General features: G+C 64.6%; 19 protein-coding genes. 10 read left to right on the top strand and 9 right to left on the bottom strand.

Annotated features, from left to right (window positions below):
• Nucleotides 1–1,260 (top strand): hypothetical protein (locus tag HNS03_RS24875; protein WP_367198749.1); only part of this gene is annotated, 1,260 nt, incomplete at its 5' end.
• An 80-nt stretch (nucleotides 1,261–1,340) separates the two neighbouring features.
• Here HNS03_RS24875 and HNS03_RS24870 read toward each other — a convergent pair.
• Genes HNS03_RS24870 through HNS03_RS24860 form a run of 3 tightly spaced genes read right to left on the bottom strand, consistent with a single transcriptional unit; the run spans nucleotide 1,341 to nucleotide 3,896 of the window.
• Nucleotides 1,341–2,246 (bottom strand): phage Gp37/Gp68 family protein, encoded by a 906-nt coding sequence (locus tag HNS03_RS24870; RefSeq protein WP_367198748.1) that lies wholly within the window; start codon nucleotides 2,244–2,246, stop codon nucleotides 1,341–1,343.
• Nucleotides 2,215–2,766, bottom strand: a complete 552-nt coding sequence (locus tag HNS03_RS24865) for a DUF4326 domain-containing protein (RefSeq protein WP_367198747.1) — start codon at nucleotides 2,764–2,766, stop codon at nucleotides 2,215–2,217. Before HNS03_RS24865 ends, HNS03_RS24870 begins: the two co-directional genes overlap by 32 nt.
• Nucleotides 2,766–3,896 carry a phosphoadenosine phosphosulfate reductase family protein gene (locus HNS03_RS24860; protein ID WP_367198746.1) on the bottom strand — a complete coding sequence of 377 codons (1,131 nt, stop codon included), beginning with the start codon at nucleotides 3,894–3,896 and terminating at the stop codon, nucleotides 2,766–2,768. Before HNS03_RS24860 ends, HNS03_RS24865 begins: the two co-directional genes overlap by 1 nt.
• A 383-nt stretch (nucleotides 3,897–4,279) precedes the next feature.
• On the opposite strand from HNS03_RS24860, the gene HNS03_RS24855 reads away from it, so the two are divergent.
• Nucleotides 4,280–4,597 (top strand): hypothetical protein, encoded by a 318-nt coding sequence (locus HNS03_RS24855; protein ID WP_367198745.1) that lies wholly within the window; start codon nucleotides 4,280–4,282, stop codon nucleotides 4,595–4,597.
• Here the strand turns inward: HNS03_RS24855 and HNS03_RS24850 are convergent.
• From HNS03_RS24850 to HNS03_RS24830, 5 genes are all read right to left on the bottom strand, one after another.
• On the bottom strand, nucleotides 4,546–5,442 hold the full coding sequence (locus HNS03_RS24850; protein WP_367198744.1) for a DNA adenine methylase: 897 nt from the start codon (nucleotides 5,440–5,442) through the stop codon (nucleotides 4,546–4,548). The genes HNS03_RS24855 and HNS03_RS24850 overlap by 52 nt on opposite strands.
• A 103-nt stretch (nucleotides 5,443–5,545) precedes the next feature.
• A complete protein-coding gene (locus HNS03_RS24845; RefSeq protein ID WP_367198743.1) occupies nucleotides 5,546–6,784 on the bottom strand; it encodes a DNA cytosine methyltransferase in 1,239 nt (412 codons plus the stop codon).
• A complete protein-coding gene (locus HNS03_RS24840; protein ID WP_367198742.1) occupies nucleotides 6,685–7,593 on the bottom strand; it encodes a DNA cytosine methyltransferase in 909 nt (302 codons plus the stop codon). The genes HNS03_RS24845 and HNS03_RS24840 overlap by 100 nt, the downstream gene beginning before the upstream one ends.
• A gap of 117 nt (nucleotides 7,594–7,710) precedes the next feature.
• Nucleotides 7,711–9,114, bottom strand: a complete 1,404-nt coding sequence (locus tag HNS03_RS24835; protein WP_367198741.1) for a DUF4942 domain-containing protein — start codon at nucleotides 9,112–9,114, stop codon at nucleotides 7,711–7,713.
• 528 nt (nucleotides 9,115–9,642) lie between these two features.
• On the bottom strand, nucleotides 9,643–10,413 hold the full coding sequence (locus tag HNS03_RS24830; RefSeq protein WP_367198740.1) for a DsbA family protein: 771 nt from the start codon (nucleotides 10,411–10,413) through the stop codon (nucleotides 9,643–9,645).
• A gap of 163 nt (nucleotides 10,414–10,576) precedes the next feature.
• On the opposite strand from HNS03_RS24830, the gene HNS03_RS24825 reads away from it, so the two are divergent.
• From HNS03_RS24825 to HNS03_RS24810, 4 genes are all read left to right on the top strand, one after another.
• The gene (locus tag HNS03_RS24825) at nucleotides 10,577–11,032 is read left to right on the top strand and encodes a single-stranded DNA-binding protein (RefSeq protein ID WP_367198739.1); all 456 of its coding nucleotides are present in this window, start codon (nucleotides 10,577–10,579) and stop codon (nucleotides 11,030–11,032) included.
• Entirely contained in the window at nucleotides 11,032–11,649 is a 618-nt protein-coding gene (locus HNS03_RS24820; RefSeq protein ID WP_367198738.1) for a hypothetical protein, read from the top strand. The genes HNS03_RS24825 and HNS03_RS24820 overlap by 1 nt, the downstream gene beginning before the upstream one ends.
• Nucleotides 11,650–11,730: 81 nt before the next feature.
• Entirely contained in the window at nucleotides 11,731–12,009 is a 279-nt protein-coding gene (locus tag HNS03_RS24815; protein ID WP_367198737.1) for a DUF2312 domain-containing protein, read from the top strand.
• A complete protein-coding gene (locus HNS03_RS24810; RefSeq protein ID WP_367198736.1) occupies nucleotides 12,006–12,275 on the top strand; it encodes an HU family DNA-binding protein in 270 nt (89 codons plus the stop codon). The genes HNS03_RS24815 and HNS03_RS24810 overlap by 4 nt, the downstream gene beginning before the upstream one ends.
• Here HNS03_RS24810 and HNS03_RS24805 read toward each other — a convergent pair.
• Nucleotides 12,259–12,615, bottom strand: coding sequence for a hypothetical protein (locus tag HNS03_RS24805; protein WP_367198750.1), 357 nt, complete (start codon nucleotides 12,613–12,615; stop codon nucleotides 12,259–12,261). The genes HNS03_RS24810 and HNS03_RS24805 overlap by 17 nt on opposite strands.
• 126 nt (nucleotides 12,616–12,741) lie before the next feature.
• Here HNS03_RS24805 and HNS03_RS24800 point away from each other — a divergent pair, with 126 nt between their 5' ends.
• The 4 genes from HNS03_RS24800 (at nucleotide 12,742) to HNS03_RS24785 (ending at nucleotide 17,779) form a co-directional block, all read left to right on the top strand.
• Nucleotides 12,742–15,060 carry a transglycosylase domain-containing protein gene (locus HNS03_RS24800; RefSeq protein WP_367198735.1) on the top strand — a complete coding sequence of 773 codons (2,319 nt, stop codon included), beginning with the start codon at nucleotides 12,742–12,744 and terminating at the stop codon, nucleotides 15,058–15,060.
• A gap of 30 nt (nucleotides 15,061–15,090) precedes the next feature.
• The gene (locus tag HNS03_RS24795) at nucleotides 15,091–16,515 is read left to right on the top strand and encodes a hypothetical protein (RefSeq protein ID WP_367198734.1); all 1,425 of its coding nucleotides are present in this window, start codon (nucleotides 15,091–15,093) and stop codon (nucleotides 16,513–16,515) included.
• 181 nt (nucleotides 16,516–16,696) lie between these two features.
• The gene (locus HNS03_RS24790; protein WP_367198733.1) at nucleotides 16,697–16,933 is read left to right on the top strand and encodes a zinc ribbon domain-containing protein; all 237 of its coding nucleotides are present in this window, start codon (nucleotides 16,697–16,699) and stop codon (nucleotides 16,931–16,933) included.
• 183 nt (nucleotides 16,934–17,116) lie between these two features.
• Entirely contained in the window at nucleotides 17,117–17,779 is a 663-nt protein-coding gene (locus HNS03_RS24785; RefSeq protein WP_367198732.1) for a UvrD-helicase domain-containing protein, read from the top strand.
• Nucleotides 17,780–17,849 lie beyond the last annotated feature (70 nt).

Here is a 17,849-nt window from a genome sequence, read left to right as displayed (position 1 = left end):
GTCAGTGCAGGGCATGGCGTTCTCGCATCGGCCTGGGCGGCGATCGAGGAACAGCGCGCGGCCGGAGCGACGGAGGGCACGGTCGAGGTCGGCGATGCGGCCGTTTCCTGGCGGTTGGCGCGGATACGCAACAGGCAGTCGGCTACGGTTCCGGCGTCCGCGGTCGAGGCCTTCCGCGCGGTGCTCGGAGATGCGCCGATTGCCGGAGACGGCGACCTCAGCCGGAGTGCGCTGGCCGACCGGCTGGGAGTCAGTGCAGGGCATGGCGTTCTCGCATCGGCCTGGGCGGCGATCGAGGAACAGCGCGCGGCCGGAGCGACGGAGGGAACGGTCGAGGTCGGCGATGCGGCCGTTCCCTGGCGGTTGATGCGGGTCGGCCCAGGGACTTCGCCGACGGTTCCGGCGTCGGCGCTCGAGGCCTTTCGTGCGGTGCTCGGAGATGCGCCGATTGCCGGAGACGGCGACCTCAGCCGAAAAGCGCTGGCCGATCGGCTGCGGGTCGGCGCAGGGCATGGCGTTCTCGCATCGGCCTGGGCGGCGATCGAGGAACAGCGCGCGGCCGGAGCGACGGAGGGCACGGTCGAGGTCGGCGATGCGGCCGTTCCCTGGCGGTTGATGCGGGTCGGCCCAGGGACTTCGCCGACGGTTCCGGCGTCGGCGCTCGAGGCCTTTCGTGCGGTGCTCGGAGATGCGCCGATTGCCGGAGACGGCGACCTCAGCCGAAAAGCGCTGGCCGATCGGCTGCGGGTCGGCGCAGGGCATGGCGTTCTCGCATCGGCCTGGGCGGCGATCGAGGAACAGCGCGCGGCCGGAGCGATGGAGGGCACGGTCGAGGTCGGCGATGCGGCCGTTCCCTGGCGGTTGATGCGGGTCGGCCCAGGGACTTCGCCGACGGTTCCGGCGTTGGCGGCCGAGGCCTTTCGTGCGGTGCTCGGAGATGCGCCGATTGCCGGAGACGGCGACCTCAGCCGGAGTGCGCTGGCCGACCGGCTGCGGGTCAGCGTGGGGCATGGCGTTATCGTAGCTGCCTGGGCGGCGATCGGGGAACAGCGCGCGGCCGGAGCGACGGAGGGAACGGTCGAGGTCGGCGATGCGGCCGTTCCCTGGCGGCTGATGCGGCCCAGGAGCGGGCGGGTGGGTCCGTTCGTTCCGGCATCAGCGGTCGAAACCTTCCGTGCGATGCTCGACGGTGTTTCAGCTCCTGAACCGCAGCGATCCGCGGACGACGAGGACGATCCGTCGCCGGACATGGGGATGTAGTTGTTCTGCTTCAGGAAGGACGCGGTGTCGTGGGGATTGGCGGCTCAAGAGGAGCAGCTCAGGGCGATGCGAGAGCGCTACTAGCGCGGAACGGCTGACACCCTTGGCGACGGCTCGTCTGGTGTCGCTCGCGGCCGCACCGCCGGGAAGGCATCGTGGAACACGCCATCCAGGAGCCGGCCGGCCCTCTTGCTGCCGATCCGCACCACCTCACGTTCTGGGTCGTAGCGGCAGTGATCGTAGGCACCGAAACCCGGGCCTGAGCCGTCGGCAAGATGGCGGAGATCCTCGACTGCAATCCATTCTCCGTGCTGTTTGAAGAGGAACGGAACGCCGGCGGTCGCGCACTGGTCTCGGGCAGAGCGGACCCCGTCGGTGTGGATCGGCCGGGCCTGAGGCCCGCTCTCGCCGCCTGCGATCACCCAATCTGGCGCTCCTGGAGCCCCGAGCTCGAGGTCGCCGAGCGCGTCGAGCGCCGGCTCGTAGCTGAGGAAGCGCAGCGCTGCCGGAACGCGCGCCATATGCGGCCACCTCATCGTGTACTGATCGGCGTCTTCAGCGGTTGTGCCCAGCCAGACATTGGACCACGGCCAGCTTGCCATGTCGTCGACGGCGAACGGCAGCATCCTCGGGATATTCTGGGGTCTTTTGGTCAGCAGGGTCCAGGTGAGGTTGGGTGTCTCCTGGATCAGGGAAAACAGGTCACGGCGCCAGATAGGGGGCACCTGATTGTCGAAAGGATCGCAGAGTGAGGGGAAGACGATGGGGTTCCGACCTTCTTCCGCCGCGGCCCGGTCCCACTTCAGGGGTTCTTTCCAGCTCGCTTCGGCCGCCCGCCGGCGTGAGCCTTCCCAGAGCTCCGAGTTGCCGGCTCTGCGCGCCCAGGCCTCGGCATAGCAGTGGTCGCAGCCGCGAGAGATTTTGGTGCAGCCAAACCATGGACTGAAGGTGTGGTCAGCCCACTCGATAGCCGTGTGTTTGCCCATAGACGGTCTCCAGGGTCAGCTTGATGCAATGCTCGCCGAGCTGAGGCGGGCAGTTGGCGATCGCCAGCAGGGTGTCCGCATGACAGGCCTGGTCGAGGCGGCAGTGGCAGGCGAGGTTCGTGCCGGCGAGCGCGTCCCGGATTGCGCCGACCGTTGGCGGCGGGGGGGTGCGTTGCAGCAGCGCCTTCTGAAACGCAGAGAGCTCGAAATAGCCAGTGCCGAACCGGTTCCGATGGGTTCCCATCCTGAGCCACACGCGATGAAGGTGGACGACGACACCGCGAAGCTCTTCGGGGTCGGTGGGTTCGTGATCCAGGAGGTGATCGGATGTCGGATCCCGCACCGCCGATGAGACGTCCCAGTCGGCTATCCGGAATGGGTTGCCGAACCGGCCGGGCCGCGACACCAGGACGGTGTTCGTCGGCATGCGCCAGCCTTTGACGCGTCGAAACTGAACGCGATGCGGGGCTTGGGACAGGCGCGCTTCGTTCCTGCTCTTAAGGCGATCTGAGTGGTGCATCACGCGGCCGCCCCCTGTCTCATTGCATTTTTCGCAAGAAGCCCGGCGTAGCGAGCGTGGATACTGTCTCGATCGAGGTAGTCTGCATCGAGCTCGAGGAGGTCTGAAACCTCGCGCCGGACACTTGCCAGGATGTCGGCCTCGGCGTCGGTGAGCATGCGGGTTGGCCAGCCGCGGACATAGAGCATGGGCCCGGTGATCCGCTTCTCCGCGACGACACGCGCGGCGGCGATCGTCTTCGCGCTGGCGAGCGCGGTGCGCATCTCTTCACCGAGGAGGTGGGGTGCGACGTCGCCCAACCAGCGGGCGCCCTGGAAGGCGAACGAGCTCGCGCACTCAAGGCGCACCATCCGCCGATAGAGTTCGTGGGATTCCGGCTGGGCAGTGGCTGCGGTGAGATCGGCGAGGTTGGACATGATGCAATAGCGGCACGAAACCCGGCTCATTCCGAAGCGCCGATAGGCGGGGTGTGGATCCAGTCCGCTTTCGTCGATCGCTGAGAAGACCTCGGCTTCCGACCAGTCGGCGATCGGGCGCCAGCTCCAGATGCGTCCGGTCGCATCGGTGCTGCCGATCCCGACCTTGGCCCGGGCGGCGCTTTCCGCGCGGCGGACGCCGGTGACGTTGATGATGGTCCGGCCGGGAAAGCGACGCTTCAGCCCCGCCGCGATGATGTGCGTCTTGAGCTCGGACGTGCAGAACCGCATCGCCGGCGTCGACCAGCAGGGGACCAATGTGACGGTCGACAGCGTTTGGTAGCGTGCGACGCTGGAGGCCCATCGGCTTTCCCAGCGCTCCATGAGGCCGCCGGCCTTGCGCCGGACCACGACAAGCTCTGTGCCGAGATGCTGGGCCAGTCGTTCACAGACCGGCAGACTGTCATCCCACTCCACGGAACCGAGGTCTGCATGGACCAGCAGGCGTGGGCCGGCGTGGCCGGTCCGGTCGAGATGATCGAACGTGGCAAGGGCGGCGGCCTGGCTGTCTTTGCCGCCGGACACCCCGATAGCGACCGGGGCGTGGGCTGCGGTTAGGGCATCGACATCGGCTGTGGTTGCGATCGCACGGGGGGAGCGGCGCCTGTCGACGACGTGGAAACCCCGTAGTGAGGTGGTCTCGGAAGCAGTCACGATGTCGTCTCCACGATCGGCGGATCCGCCTCGAGGCAATCGCGGGCTCGCAGCGCCCGACATACTGCGGGCCAGATTTCGCATCCCGGAAGATGCCATGCGATCGCGTCCATCATGTCGGCACGGGGTGTGCGCCTGGACACGGCGATATGAGCGTCGACGCAGATCCGCCGAAGCTCGTCGGCCCAGAGTAGGTTGAGAACACTCCATGCCGACCTTCGTGGGCGCGCCGGTTGCGACCAGTCCGGGGGAAGGCGCCAGCGAGAGGGAAAGGCGTAGTCACCATCGGGATAGGCCCAGGTGTATCGGGCCTTCGGTTGCGATGGTGGCCATGCACACCTCGGATTTCCGTTCAGATAGGGAGAACGGTCAAAAAACTTGTGGTGAGCGACGAGGACGACATCTTCGGTGACCGCCTCAAAGTGCTTCAGTTGGTAAGCGAGTCGGTCGAGGGTATCCCGTTGAGACTTGATCTCGAAGATGATCAGGCGGTCGGGCCGAACGGCAACGAGATCGGCCCGGGCGCCGCCAATAGGCACTTCGTGGAGCAGCCGGGCATCGGGGAGCCCCGCGTGGAGATAGGGAACGAGGGCGTCGTATCGGATCTCGGCTTCCGCCGGAGAGCTTCGCCGGCGCGCTGGCGCAGCAGTCATTGGACAGGCTCTGAGTTGCGTGAGGCCCAGGCCAGCAGCGGTCCCTGATCGGCGTCCTTCGCGGCAACAGCTGCGGGATTCATCCACAGAACTTCGGTGCGCGGCCGGGCCCCGTCGGCGTACGTCTCGAATTCCAGACGTCGCCAACCGGAAAGTGTCCGATCGTAGAGAGGATCGGCATAGCCGGAGAGGACCACCATACCCTGGGTGCGGCACAATCGTTCGAGGAGCTCGGCGTGGTCGTCGCGCGTCATTTCGTGCCGGTACATCCGCCAGCGCAAATCGTACTTGTTCGATTGTGCCCGCGTTTCGTGGAGATACGGCGGATCGACGTAGAAGAGGGTATCCGGCCCGTCGTGCTGCTCGATCAGCTCGTTGGCTGGCCGGTTTTCGACCACGACGCCGGCAAGCCTGTTGACGATGAGCCTCAGCGCGGCCGGATAGTTGACCCAGTCGTGGGCAGGCGTTGTGCCGCTGCGGTGGGAGCTGGAACGGAACCCGGTGGACCGGTGTCCCTTTGCTTGAGACGCATGGGCATTAGAACCGAATCCCATGAAGCTTCGGACAATCAGCCGCCGGGAGCGTTCAATCGGGTCGTCGGCCGGCTCATAGGCGGCCCGGAACTCGGTCCGCGCAAAAGGCGTCAGTCGCAGCGCCTCGATGAGATGGCCGACAGCCAGGGGATCACGCAGCACCCGAAACAAGGTCACGACCTCGTCGTCGAGATCGTTGTAGACCTCCGAATATGAGCGCGGCTTGCGAAGCAGAACCGAGGCCGCGCCGCCAAACGGCTCCACATAGACCCGATGCCGCGGGAAATTGGATATGATCCAGCTGGCGAGCCGCCACTTGCCGCCGTGCCAGCGTAGAACGGGGCGGGTCGGGCAGGTCACTGGACGGTCCTCAACGAGGTGCAGGACCTGAAACGTCCGCAGGTGCGGTGGCGCCGAGCACAGATCGTCCGAGGGGGCTTGGTTGGCGCTCGCCGGACGAAGGTCATGCTGTGGCCTCGACCGGCTTCGCGTCGATCGCCATGTCCTTGCAGTTTGCAGCGACAAGCGCGGCGGCGACCTGCGCGCACACGGAGTTGCCTATCATCCGGCGTTGGTCGGTGTCGGACAGGACGCCGTCCTTGAAGGGCGCTGCGAGGATGTAGTCGTCGGGAAAGCCCTGGGCCCTCGCAAGCTCCCGGGCCGTGAGCATGCGCATTCCGATGTCGACGAGGATCCAAGTTTCGCCGGCATATTCGATCGTGACGAATTCGCCGCCATCCCAAACTCCGTGCGCGCGGAGGAACTCAGCGACCAGTCGGGCTTTGCGCAACTGCGCTTCGGAAAGTGGTGGCGCGCCGGCGTCGGCCACTGTGAGGCCGAAACGGCCTTTCGTCGGAACAGTGAGCATCGGGTTGGCGATGTCCCCGTGCTGGCCACCGGTCGAGTAATATGCGCTCACCAGCGGTAGAGAGATGACGGCAGAGTGCTGTCCTCCAGCGCAGATTGTCGGATGCGGTTCCGCGGCCGAACCGGCCCGGCGATCACTGCCCTTGAGAGAGAGCATGTGCGCCGCCACTAGCGACTGCTGGGCGCCGGTAGCCGTCACCGTGGACACAGGCTGGCCCAAATGATGTCCGGGCGCACCGGGGCGGGGTCCGTCGTTGTGCTGAACGAGATAGGCGGCGACGACGCCGTTGGTGTCTTTCGAGCTCGCGGTGACAGTATGGTGCGGCTCGCAGGCCTTTCGGTTGAGCCCGCCCTGCTGACCATAGGATACGAACGGAGCGATTGCCGCTTCGACGACGTGCGTTTGCGTCCCGCGCGTCGTGACCGTTGGCCCAGGTCCGTCGACAGCTTGCCCTATGCGATGCTCGTTGTGCTGCGCAAGATAGGCGCAGGCGAGACTTGCACCGTTGCCGGTCGGCACCGCAGTGGGATGCGGCCGGTCGATCGGCAGGCTGCGCGGCTCTTGCCCGTCGCGCTCACCGTATCGGGGTACGAGATAAGGCACGACGAGCCCATGGGCATCTCTAGAGGATGTGACCGTCCTCTTCGGCTCGTCGAGTCCTTGGCCGCGGAACCCATCTCCGTGATGGTTGCAGGTAACGATAAATGGGTCCGCGGTGTCGAGAACGAAGCGCTTTACGCCCTTCGCGATCCGAGCATTCGTCTTGACTGCGAGGGGCCGAACAACTCGGATGCCAGTGCTCTTCGTGAAGGCTTTCGCCTCTTCGCGATCCATGAAAATGGAAGGGCAGGGCCTCTCCCAGTCGATGATCTCGGCAGCCGTTCGGCAGCCGTTCGGTGGCCGTTCAAGCCGTTCAGATCGTCGAGTGTCAGACCGTGGCCGCGCGCCCACGCACGGACTATGCCGTCCTTGCTGCCGTGGAGGGGAGCATGTGTGGGTGTCGGCCAAACGACCTTGGCGTCTCGCCGCGCCACCAGATACAGCCGTCGCCTGATCGTCGGTGTGCCGAAATCGCACGCTCTGCGCTCGCGCCACTCGATATGCGGATAGCCATAGCCGCCCAGCTCGCGGACCCACTCCCGGAAGGTCTCTCCTTCGCGTGTCTTGTCGGCGCGCCTGGTCCCATCCTCGGCGAGGATGGTGGGACCCCAGCGCTGCCACTCTTCAACATTCTCCAGGAAGATAACGCGCGGTCGCTGTGCTGGCGGAAGCTCCTTCAGCCAGCGCATCAGCACCCAGGCGAGATCGCGCACTGAGGGTGAGACCGGGGCACCGCCTTTCGCCTTCGAATGATGGCGACAGTCTGGGGACATCCACAGCAAGCCGATCGGCTGCTGGCCGACGATGTCTTTGAGCGAAACCTGCCAGACATTGTGCGGCAAGTGGATCGTTTCGGGGTGGTTCGCCGCGTGCATCGCGAGGGCGGCGTCATCGTGATTGATTGCGTAGTCGGGTGATCGGCCCAGGGCCATTTCGATACCGAGGCTCGCGCCGCCGCCGCCCGCGAAGGAATCGACGATGAGCTCACGGCCGTTGAAGGAAGGGGCACTGGGTTCGCCAAACGAGAAGGCCTCTTGCCGCATCACCGATCCCCAAAATTCGAGAAGCTACGAGAAGAGTTAACTAATTGCATTTTTCGCAATCCTTGAATGACATGCTAGGGGACGGTCCCGAAAATTCGAACCCTTCATGCTTTGCGATCATCTTGGCGCGCGGATCACACAGAGCAGAGCGTGTACGTTGGTCCCTACCTCGGAAAAGCTTGCGGCGGGCAGATCCCACATCGTGCCGTTGTGGTCTTCGAGGAGGGAGCGGAAGTGGCGGGACGCTCTGTCCTCGCGGAACTCTGTCCCGGCGCTCATTACAGAAACCAGGAGCCCACCGGGTGCCAGAAACTGCAGTGCGTGGAGGACATGGACGATATCCCAGCCACGGTCGAACGGCGGGTTCATGACGATCCGGTCGTAGCGATGGGGGTAGGCTGCAGGGTCGACGTCCAGGAAATCGCGGCACTGACAGGAGCGGATCCGGGGATCCGTCGCGAGAGCGTCGGCATGGACCGCCTGGATCTCGAAACAGTCGACAATGGCGCCAGCATCGGCGGCGGCTAAGGCGAGATTGCCTTTGCCGGCGCTCGGCTCCAGAACCGACAATCCCGGCGCAATCTGAGCTTCGGAGAGGACGCGGCTAACAACCGCTGGCGGCGAGGGAAAGTCGCCATGTTTCCTGGCCGGGGACTTTGGCGCGCGAAACGGCGGCCGGGAGTCGGCGACGTCGGCTCCGGCCCCGAGCGCGGCCCCGTAATAGTCGGCGAGGAGCAGGTTCACTTTTCGCAAAAGGTCGTTGCGCTTGAACCAGACGTGGGCGTTTCCGTTCTTGTGGACGCGAAAGCGGAAATAGTCGTCCTCGCAATAGAAGGCTTTGGGGCCCCAGCTGAGATGCCGGCGTGCTTCGTCGATCGTTCCAGCGATCCCGGCGTTGCGGTCGGGATGAGGCTTGCCATCGAGCACGTAAAGCGCACGCTCGACGTCGCGCAGTGTTTCGTCCGCACCACGATGGTGGTTCCAGTAACCTAGATCGTCAAAAGCGCGCTCCAAGATGATCTTGGAGCCAATCTTGAAGCCGTCATGGGTGCGGAAGCGCCGATCGAGGCCCGAGAACGCCTGCGCCACGCCGCGCTTGAATATCAGTTCGCTGTCGGCCAGCAGCGTTTCCATCGTGGAGCGCGCAGTTTCAGCGGTGAAGGGTGCTGGGTCGCTTTTGAGCTGCTCCCGAAATTTAGACCGGGCCGTCCGATCCATGATGCGCTCGAGCTGGGCGGCCTTAATCAGGTGCTCCCAGGCGTCGGCGTCTATGGATCTCCGCATGAGCTCGCCGAACGAGCTGCGGCTCGTCGGGCAAAACAGCGCAAGTCGAGCGTCCTCCGGGATATGCCCTGCGCACGGGACGGATGGTGCGGCCAAGGCGGCGCTCTGGGAGGCTTCTGCCAGCAGACGCTCCGCTTCGACAAAGAGCTCGATAGCCCGGTCGCGATGGCCGCAAAGCTCTTCGATCGATCCGGCGCGGACGAGTGGTGTTGCGGTGACATCCTCGGCGACGGGCATAGGGACTCTCCTGCGAGCGCAGCGGGGGCGGGAATAAATAACAAAATACAAACTAGACGGGTATGTGAAAAAGTAAATGAGAATCTTCCTTCGCATGGCGCGGAGGCAGGGAGGCGCGGGTCATGGCGGATGGATCAGTCGATTCCGAAGGCGCGCTCGACCGCTTGCCGCTTGCAGCGCTCCCACGCACGTCGGGACTGCTTTCGCTTTCGGCTTTCGTAATCGCAGGATGCAATGAACCGGTCGAATTCGGGACGCGGTATTCTGCCGTCTGGAAACGCAGCGTCTTCCAACTCGCGGCCGAGCGCCTCTCTTCGCTCAGCCGCTCGCTCCCAAGTTCGGCGGGCTTTCGTGTGAAATCGCTTCGTGTGCGCGCTTACAAGGCGCCAGTGGTCGCCACAAATCCACTCCAGACCATCGTGGAAGGGAGGTTCACCTTTGCGCTGGCCACGGGTGCGCTTGCAGTGCGGCACGCAACACAGAAGCCGTCGCCGGGGCTCGGCGGCCGGGTCCCGGCGGCTGGAGGGATTAGTTTTCGCAGGCATCCGTGCCGCAGTACGCCTGATTGACGGTGGCATAGAGATCATCGGCTGCCATCTGACCGAAATAGAAGGTGTCGCCGATGAGATAGGTTGGTGTGCCTGTGAGCTCGAGATCCTCGGCCAGGTCAAGGGTGCGGTCGAGATAGGTCTCGATCGCTTCGCTGTCGGCGATCGCCGAAATTTCCGGTCTGGCCAGGGACATCTGCGTGGCGACGTCGAAAGCAGCGTCGGTGTTGGCCGGCTGTGTGAGGTCGAGGAGCGCGCGGTGAAACGAGGGGGCGAGTGTCGGATACGCGGCGCGTACGGCGAGCGCGATTTTAGCGCTGTCGCGGGAGCCGGCACCCAGTACCGGTAGCGCCTTCACGATGACCTTGACGCGGGGGTTCGTCTCGAGAAGGCGGTCGATCACAGGGCGTTCCGCACGGCAGTACGTGCAATTGTAGTCGATCCACATCACGACAGGAAAAGGCGCCGAAGGGTCGCCGAGGACGATGTCCCGGGGATCGTCGAAGATGGCCGCGCGGTTCTGAGCGATCGCTTCACGCTGACGGTCCAGGCGATCTTGATCTTTCGTGTCGCGAAGGTTTTCGAGGGCCCTTTCGAGGAGGTCGGGCTCGTTGAGCAGGAGGCGGCGGACGATCGCCCGGATCTCGTCGTCCTGCTGGGGCGTGAGACTCGGATAGCCCGTCCGGTCCTCCAAGGCGGCGGCCGGCATGAGCGAGAGAACCAGAAAAGCGAGTGCCAGAACGATACGCATTTTCACTCCTCCGTAGAGCGCACTGTGGACACCATCTCTGATAGATAGCGGCATGGCGGTGAAGCTGTCGACTGTGCGAAAAACAAAACCATTGAATCGCGCGAAAAACTAAGGCTGGATTGGGAAATTCACCCTGCGGAGCAATCCAGGAAGGACCCAGAGGATGTTGAACAAGGTGCAGTTGATTGGGCGGCTGGGGGCGGATCCCGATGTTCGGGAACTCTCCACCGGTCGCCTGGTGGCGAACATGCGGGTGGCGACAACGGCCCGATGGAAGTCGAAGGGCGAGCGCCACGAGAGAACCGAATGGCACACCGTTCGCGTGTTCGGCGACCCGCTCGTGAAAATGGTGCGTCAGCTGTTCAAGAAGGGCCAGCTGGTGTTCCTCGAGGGGTCACTGTCGACGCGTCGGAACGAGAAGGACGGCGTGGTCCGGTACTTCACCGACGTCGTGGTGGGGCAACACTCCGGCGGGATGGTTCGGCTCCTGTCGACACCCTCCGACGGAAGCGGAGAGGGCGACACCGGGGCCGGTGACATGGAGATGAGCCCGGACGAGTTGGCGACGTTGGCCGATCTCGACGAGCTGCCGGCGCTGGAAAGTGAGGAGGTGGTTTGATGCGCGCGAAAAGCAAAGTGACAAGCGGCGCAATCAGCGCGCTGAACGCCGTCCTTGGCGGTGCGGTCGGTGCGCTCGTCCTGGTGTCCGCCGCCGCCGCTCAAGAAGGGGCGCCGGCCGGGGAGCCGAGCGCAAAGGACGTGGCCTATCTGGACTTCGTGGTTGGGCGCATGGCGCGCGCGACCACGTTCGGCGCTCACCCGGTCTATCTTCTGGTGCCCGAAGACAGCCCCGCGAGTGTGATCGGCGTCGCAGAGACGACGTCGATCGAGGCCGCGTTGACCCGGCCCGGTGATCGTGTGCGTGTCGTGATCGAGGGCGTCGGGCCGGGCGGCTCGCTGGACGGGCTGCCGATGGCGGCGAGCTTCGACAATCTGAGCGTCCCGGTCGAGACGACCTTCACGCCGCCGGACCTGCCCGATGAGGCCGTCAAGGGGCAGCCGGGCGGCTCAGGTGTGGTGGTGCTCGAGCCGACTGGACAGAACAAGGCAAGCGGTGGAGCCAGTCGCGCCCCGGAGCAATCTCCGCGGCCGTTGGACATGGGGCCGCCGCGGTCGACGGACCGGGACGGGAACTGGCCGCCGAGGGCGCCGACGCCGCTGCCGAGCGAACAGTAGCCGCAGATCGGCCGACGGCCCCAATACCTGAAGGGGTGACCGTCGGGACAAAGTCGTCAGTCTGGAATCGGGAGAAAAAGCATGGACGCACAACCGGGTGGGATCGCGGCGGACCAGCTTCGGGCCTTCGTCGAAAGGATTGAGAGGCTCGAGGAAGAAAAGAAGACGATCGCCGATGACGTGAAGGATGTCTACGCCGAGGCGAAAGCGAACGGCTATGACACGAAAATCCTGCGTCATCTGATCCGGCTTCGGAATCAGGACAAGGCAGAGCGGGAGGAGCAGGAAGCTTTGCTCGATCTTTACATGCACGCGCTCGGGATGGTTTCCGGCGGGTCGCGCGAGACGGAGGATGCATGAACAAGTCTGAGTTGGTGCGGGTGATTGCCGCTGAGACGGGAGTTCGGCCGCAGGACGTGGACAGTGTCCTGACGGGTTTCGTCACGCGTGTGGAAGAAGTCGTGAGAGGAGGCGGATCCGTGAAGGTCACCGGGTTCGGGGTTTTCAGGGCGCGGGACACCGAACCCAGGGCGGGGCGCAACCCGCGGACGGGAGAAGCGATACCGATCCCTGCGTCCCGTCGCTTGGCGTTCAAGCCGTCGAAGAAACTCACCGATCGGCTCTGATATCTGGGTGCCGGCGCAATGCATCGGCACCCGAAGTCGTGATGTGGAGGCAGCCATTTTTTCGCGAGTCCGGAGCATCGTACCGGGTGAAACGCACCGGGCTCTTGTGGCGGCGGCTCAAGCACATGAGCGCGATGTTGCCGGTCTCGTGCGGGAGGCTCTGGGGAGGGTCGTCCAGTCCGCGATGGAAAGCGGCGGCGAGGAGCACATTGATGCGATCGTCGCCGCGGGACAGAAGGGGCTGAAGGCCAGTCAGGGTGGCGATCGGGTCAGGCTGACCATTGCGGTGCCGGATGGGCTGAAAATCGCTGTTGACGATCTCTGTCGGTCTCGGTGCCATGTGAGCGCGATGGTTCGCGGAGTTTGCGTGCTGATGACAACGGGGAGCCAGGGCCCCACGTCGGCCGGCGGAGGAGACTGAGGGATGTCGGATGGTCTCTTCGTGCTTGCCAAGGTGGGGCTATCGTTGGCCAACCTGATTTTTGCAGGTCCGATCGGCCCGTTTGATGCGCCCGATGTGGCTGCGATCCGGCAGGAACGCTCTGAGATAGCGGGGACAGCGACCTATCGGGACGGATCTCTTGCTGGAGCGTTCGGCGAGCCGGGTTCGGCGGTGACGATTGGGTTGGAACACCTGCCGGAGAGATTCGTAGCCGGGCTCATCGCCGCTGAGGATAAACGCTTCTGGGATCATCCCGGTGTGGATCCGTTTGCGACAGCCAGGGCCGCATGGTCGTGGCTGAAGGGTGGGCGATTGGTCGGGGCGTCGACGATCACCCAGCAGACGGTGAAAAACACGCTGGCGGGGGCCGAGGACAGGCGCGACCGTGATGCCTGGGCGAAAATCCGGGAAGCCGTGATGGCCTACCAGCTCGAATCTCGGCTCTCGAAGGACGAGATTCTGAACGCGTATGTGAATTCCATCTACTTCGGCCGAGGTGTGACCGGCGCTGCGGGCGCGGCGAGGGCGTGGTTTGGCCGTGGCTGGAACGACATCGACCTGGGGGAACAAGCTTTCCTTGCCGGGGTGATCAATGCGCCTTCGGTTCTGGACCCGACAGATCCCGATCACGCGTCGCGCGCCCGGCAGCGGCGAGACTACGTTGTGGAAGCCTTGGAGGCGACCGGGTCGGTTTCGCCGGTCGAAGTGGCTGAGGCCAGACGTGAGGACCTCATCGTTGTGCCGGCGGGCTCGAGGGGACCGCGGCAGGCGGCCGCTTGGGCGGCCCTGGCTGCGCGGTCGGCAGTGCGACGTGAGCCGGCCGCCCGGGCTCAGCTTGGGCGGCTGGGCTTGGAGGGGGTCGTGCGGACAACGATTGACCCTGCCATGCAGGCGCTCGCGGAGACAGTGCTACGAGACCGGCTCGACAAACTTGGCAAGCCGGTCCCTGCGGGTCGGCTTGAGCGGTTCGACGGACAGGCGGATGAGGGTGACTGGATCGCTGCCCGCCGCCTTCTGCCAGGCCCGGCGACGGATTGGACCCGGGCGATTGTGATTGGCACCGGGACCACGACGACGGTGGCGGTCGAGGGGGCGGGTGAACGGCAGATCATGGGAGATCTCGCGTTTGCGCCCGGCGATGTTGTCGCGGTCAGCAGTGTGGATGCGGACGAGGACGAGGTTCGGCTCGTGCCGGTTCCCGATATTCAGGGCGCGGTGGTCGTGATGGATATCGGGAGCGGGGACGTCCTCGCTTATGTCGGCGGATATGATGCGACCATGACGCGGTTCGATCGTGCGCGTGCGCTGAGGCAGCCGGGGTCGGCGGTGAAGCCGTTCCTGTACGTCGCAGCGCTGGATCAGGGAATGGCGTACGACCAGCTGGTGCTCGATGTACCAGTGACTGTTCCGACGGAAGGGGGTGGCTCCTGGACGCCATCCAATTATGGCGGCGGCCTTGGGGTTGGTGCGGTTCCCCTCTTCGCGGCATTGGAGGAGAGCAGCAATTTCGTGGCGGCGCGGCTGGGGTTCGAGCTGGGCGTAGATCGCTTCGCGGACATCGCTGAAGCTGCAGGGGCCTATACCGCAGACGCCCCGATAGTGCGGGTGCCGTCGGCGGTGTTGGGGAGTTCCGAGACGTCGTTGGTCAATCTCGTCGCCGGCTTCGCCAGCCTTGCGGCCGGAGGTGTTGCGGTAAAGCCGCGCGTCATTCTGGAAGTGAGGGACGGTGCCGGAGAGGTCGTGTGGAGACCGTCGCTGTCCAACAGCCGATCGTTCGCAAGCTACCGGTCGGTTGCCCTCGTTCAGTCGATGCTGGCCGGGGTGACGGAACGTGGAACGGCGAGAAAAGCGTTCAAGAATGTCTCTGTACCTGTCGTCGGGAAGACTGGGACCTCTCAAGATTATCGAGATGCGTGGTTCGTCGGGTTCACGCCAGAGATCGCCGTCGGGGTTTGGATTGGGCGTGACAACGGAGAGGCGATTGGCGCTGGACGCACCGGAGGAAATACGGCGGCACCCGTAGCAGCAGCGCTGTTCCAGCGATTGGCGGATGAAGGATTGACGCGATCTGAGTACCCAGGTTGGCCGCCGGAGCTCCTGGAAGATCGCGCGGCGGTTAGCCGGGCCCCTTCTGCGCCGGTGGGGCCGTTGTCGTCAGGGGCGCCGATGCGATTGGATGGGGCCGGGCTGGACGCGTTGGTGCGCGATCGGGGCCAGGAGCGGGAAGCGAGCGGCCCCGACATCGAAGCTGGTCTGGGAAGCTGGCGGTCGAACAATGATCTGCTTGAGCGGAGACCAGGCTCGGGGAACGAGGGTGGACTGAGGTTCAGGTCGCCCTGGTGAGGGCGGCATTGTCGAAAAGGAACAGAGAAAATGCGGTATCTGGCTATGTCTCTCATCGCCCTCCTGATGTGCGGGCTTCCGGCATCGGCAGGGGAGCTTCTGGCAAGCCTGGAGCGCTCGGCGCCGATGCTGTCGGTGTCCGGGACCGAGGTCGAGGACATCGGTGGAGGTGAGATCTTTCGGAATGTGAAAATCGAAATCGAAGGAAAGAAGGTAGACGTTCGCGCTGAGGAGCTGCGGCTGACCAAGGCCGGTGGCGATATTCAGGCTGTGCTGTCGGGCGTGCGGATCGAGAACAGCCGAGGTCAAGCCCGCGCGAAATCGATCACCGTCACCGGCAGTCTGCTCGAATCGGTGATGTCCGAAACCAGTGTGGGTCCGATGTCGGGTTACGCCTGGGTTGATGAGATGGAAGTCTCGACAGGGGATGAGGCGTCCGATCGTCTGTTCGTGAAGCAGGTGTCGATCGAGGCCGGCGATCCCAGTCGGGACTCGGTGATGATTTCGACGGTGGTCATGGAGACGCATTCGGGCGAGCGTCTCGAGCTCGCGCGCTTGGAGGCGCGGGGCTTGGGATCGCCGGTGCTGTCCAAGGCCCGCGCCGCGCTTGGACTGGGCGAACAGGCGATGGCCCGAACAGGGCGGTTGCTGGTCTACGGGCAGCGCCTGGTGGTGTTCTCGGCCGATCGGAAAGCCCTGCTCGGGGTGAAAGAGATGAACCTCCTTTCGGTTCCAGGTGGGCGAGACGGCGGTGTGGGAACGGCTGGGCTCGGCTCTCTTCCGCGGAAAGCGGCCGCCGTTGTGGGGGCAACCAGGATCCTGGCGGCGGGTGGTCAGTATCAGGCGAGCCTGGAGGGAATGTTCGTGCCGGTCGAGGAGTTGGCGCCTGCCGCGGCAGGCCACCGGCTCGCGGAGGCAGGGCTGCCGATGGTGTCGGGAACACTGAAGGCAGATGCCATGATCAGTGCGACTGGAGACGTCGTTGCGTCCGTCAGAGTTGAGACGGACCAGCTGATCGGCCTGACGGTGGAAGTGCGGGGTTCTGTCGATGTGGTCGACGAAGTCCGCGTGAATGAGATCGCCGACGGAGCCTCGGTCACGATCGCGGACTATCCGGTATTCATGCTGAGCCGGCTGGGCGTCGGTTATCAGGATCGCGGATTGAACCGCGTTGTCGAGAAGATGACCGGGAAGAGCGTGCCTGACACCGTGCGCGATCTCGGGAACAGCTACGCAGCCTTGCTGCCGGGCGGAGATGCGCTCATGCAGCACATCATTGGGCCGCTGGCGGGCTGGATTGGTGCCGCGGCGGAAGCCGGGGGGGCGAGTTACGCGAGCACCAACATGGCCGAGCCGGTATCGGTCGTCGAGCTGGGTGGTTTGGCGGCGCTGTCTCCCAAGACGTTTCTCGAGAAGCTGGGGATCGAAGCACGCGCGCCCGGCAGCAACCAATAGTGCCCGAGCGCGGCCAGGTTGCGAAAAACTCGGAAGATGATGTTTGGAGGGCTGTCTGCATCGACTAGATTGGGAGAGGAAAAGGCTCTCTCGGCGTCCGACACACCCCGGTGAGACCTGATTCCAAGCACTCACCTGGCCGCTCTCCCGTCGGAGGGCGGCCATTTTTTCAGAAGGTGAGATGGACGTCGTCCGTCGCCGGGTCGAGAGCGGGTACCTCAGTCTGACGTGCGCCGCGTGGGGCCTCGTCGACAGATCCGTCCGCAAGAGCCAAGCGGCCTTTGAGCGTGGATCCTGCGGGCATTCGGCGAACGCCGACACAAACGCCGCGGTCAACATTCTCCGGGCCGGAACGCGGCCTGCGCCGAGGGGTCGGAATGCTGCCCAGAAGATACGCGAATCTCGGGTGGCGGCATGATCCCCCTCGCAAAAATCCCCGGACTTCAGGCCGGGGAAGACGTTAAGGGGCTATCCTCGCTGTCGGCCTCGGAATGCCAACAATCGTTGCATCCATTTGTGAAAACGAAAATTCGGAAATACGCTCCTGCGCAATTTCAAGTTTCCCGGGTGGCGCGTAGGGTAGATTTTACGGAGGCGCGACATGAAGCCAGGATCGCTGGACCAGATCACCGACGAGCAGCGCGTGGCGGCGCAGGATGTCGCAGATCCGGTCCTCATTCTCGCTGGGCCGGGGTCGGGCAAGACGCGGACGCTGGTCAGCCGTTTGGCCTATTTGATGGCTCCGCCAAGCGATGGCGGTCTTGGGACTGAGCCCGATTCCATCATGATGGTCACCTTTACCAACCGGGCCGCGCGGGAAATGCGTGAGCGGATCGCATCCGTGTTCGCAGGGGAATCCTGCGAGGATGGCAACGGAAGCTGTACCGGTCCGTCTGCTTCCGGCCTATGGGCAGGTACCTTCCACTCGCTGTCGCTGAGGATCCTACGAGCGGAAGGTCGATCGGCGGGGCTTGGCCCGGGCTTTTCGATCTTGGACGACAGTGATGCGCGCGCGGTGGCAGACGAGGTGGCAGAGGGCCTGGCGAAGGCAGGCACGATCCGGGCATTCGATAAGGATGTCTTTTTTCGCAAGGTCGATCTCGCGAAGGGACACCTGATCTCGCCGGAGTTTCTGAGAGGGTTCCTGGAGAGCGAGGAGCGGTTCGAGTCGGGGCTCGATGTCCTGCTTGAGCCGGAGTTCGTTGAGGTGTTCGAGGGGTATCAGGAGGAGCTTCGGCGCCAGAATACAGTCGACTTGGCCTAACCGGCGCGAAGCTGGGAATTTGGCCAAGTTGACGAACGATTCGTGAACATTAGGCCAGAACCCGGTAGAC

Source organism: Amorphus sp. 3PC139-8, assembly GCF_040750475.1.
Taxonomy (GTDB): Bacteria; Pseudomonadota; Alphaproteobacteria; order Rhizobiales; family Amorphaceae; genus Amorphus.
The sequence above is the reverse complement of the archived record's forward strand: the minus strand, read 5'-3'. Positions and strand labels throughout refer to the sequence as shown.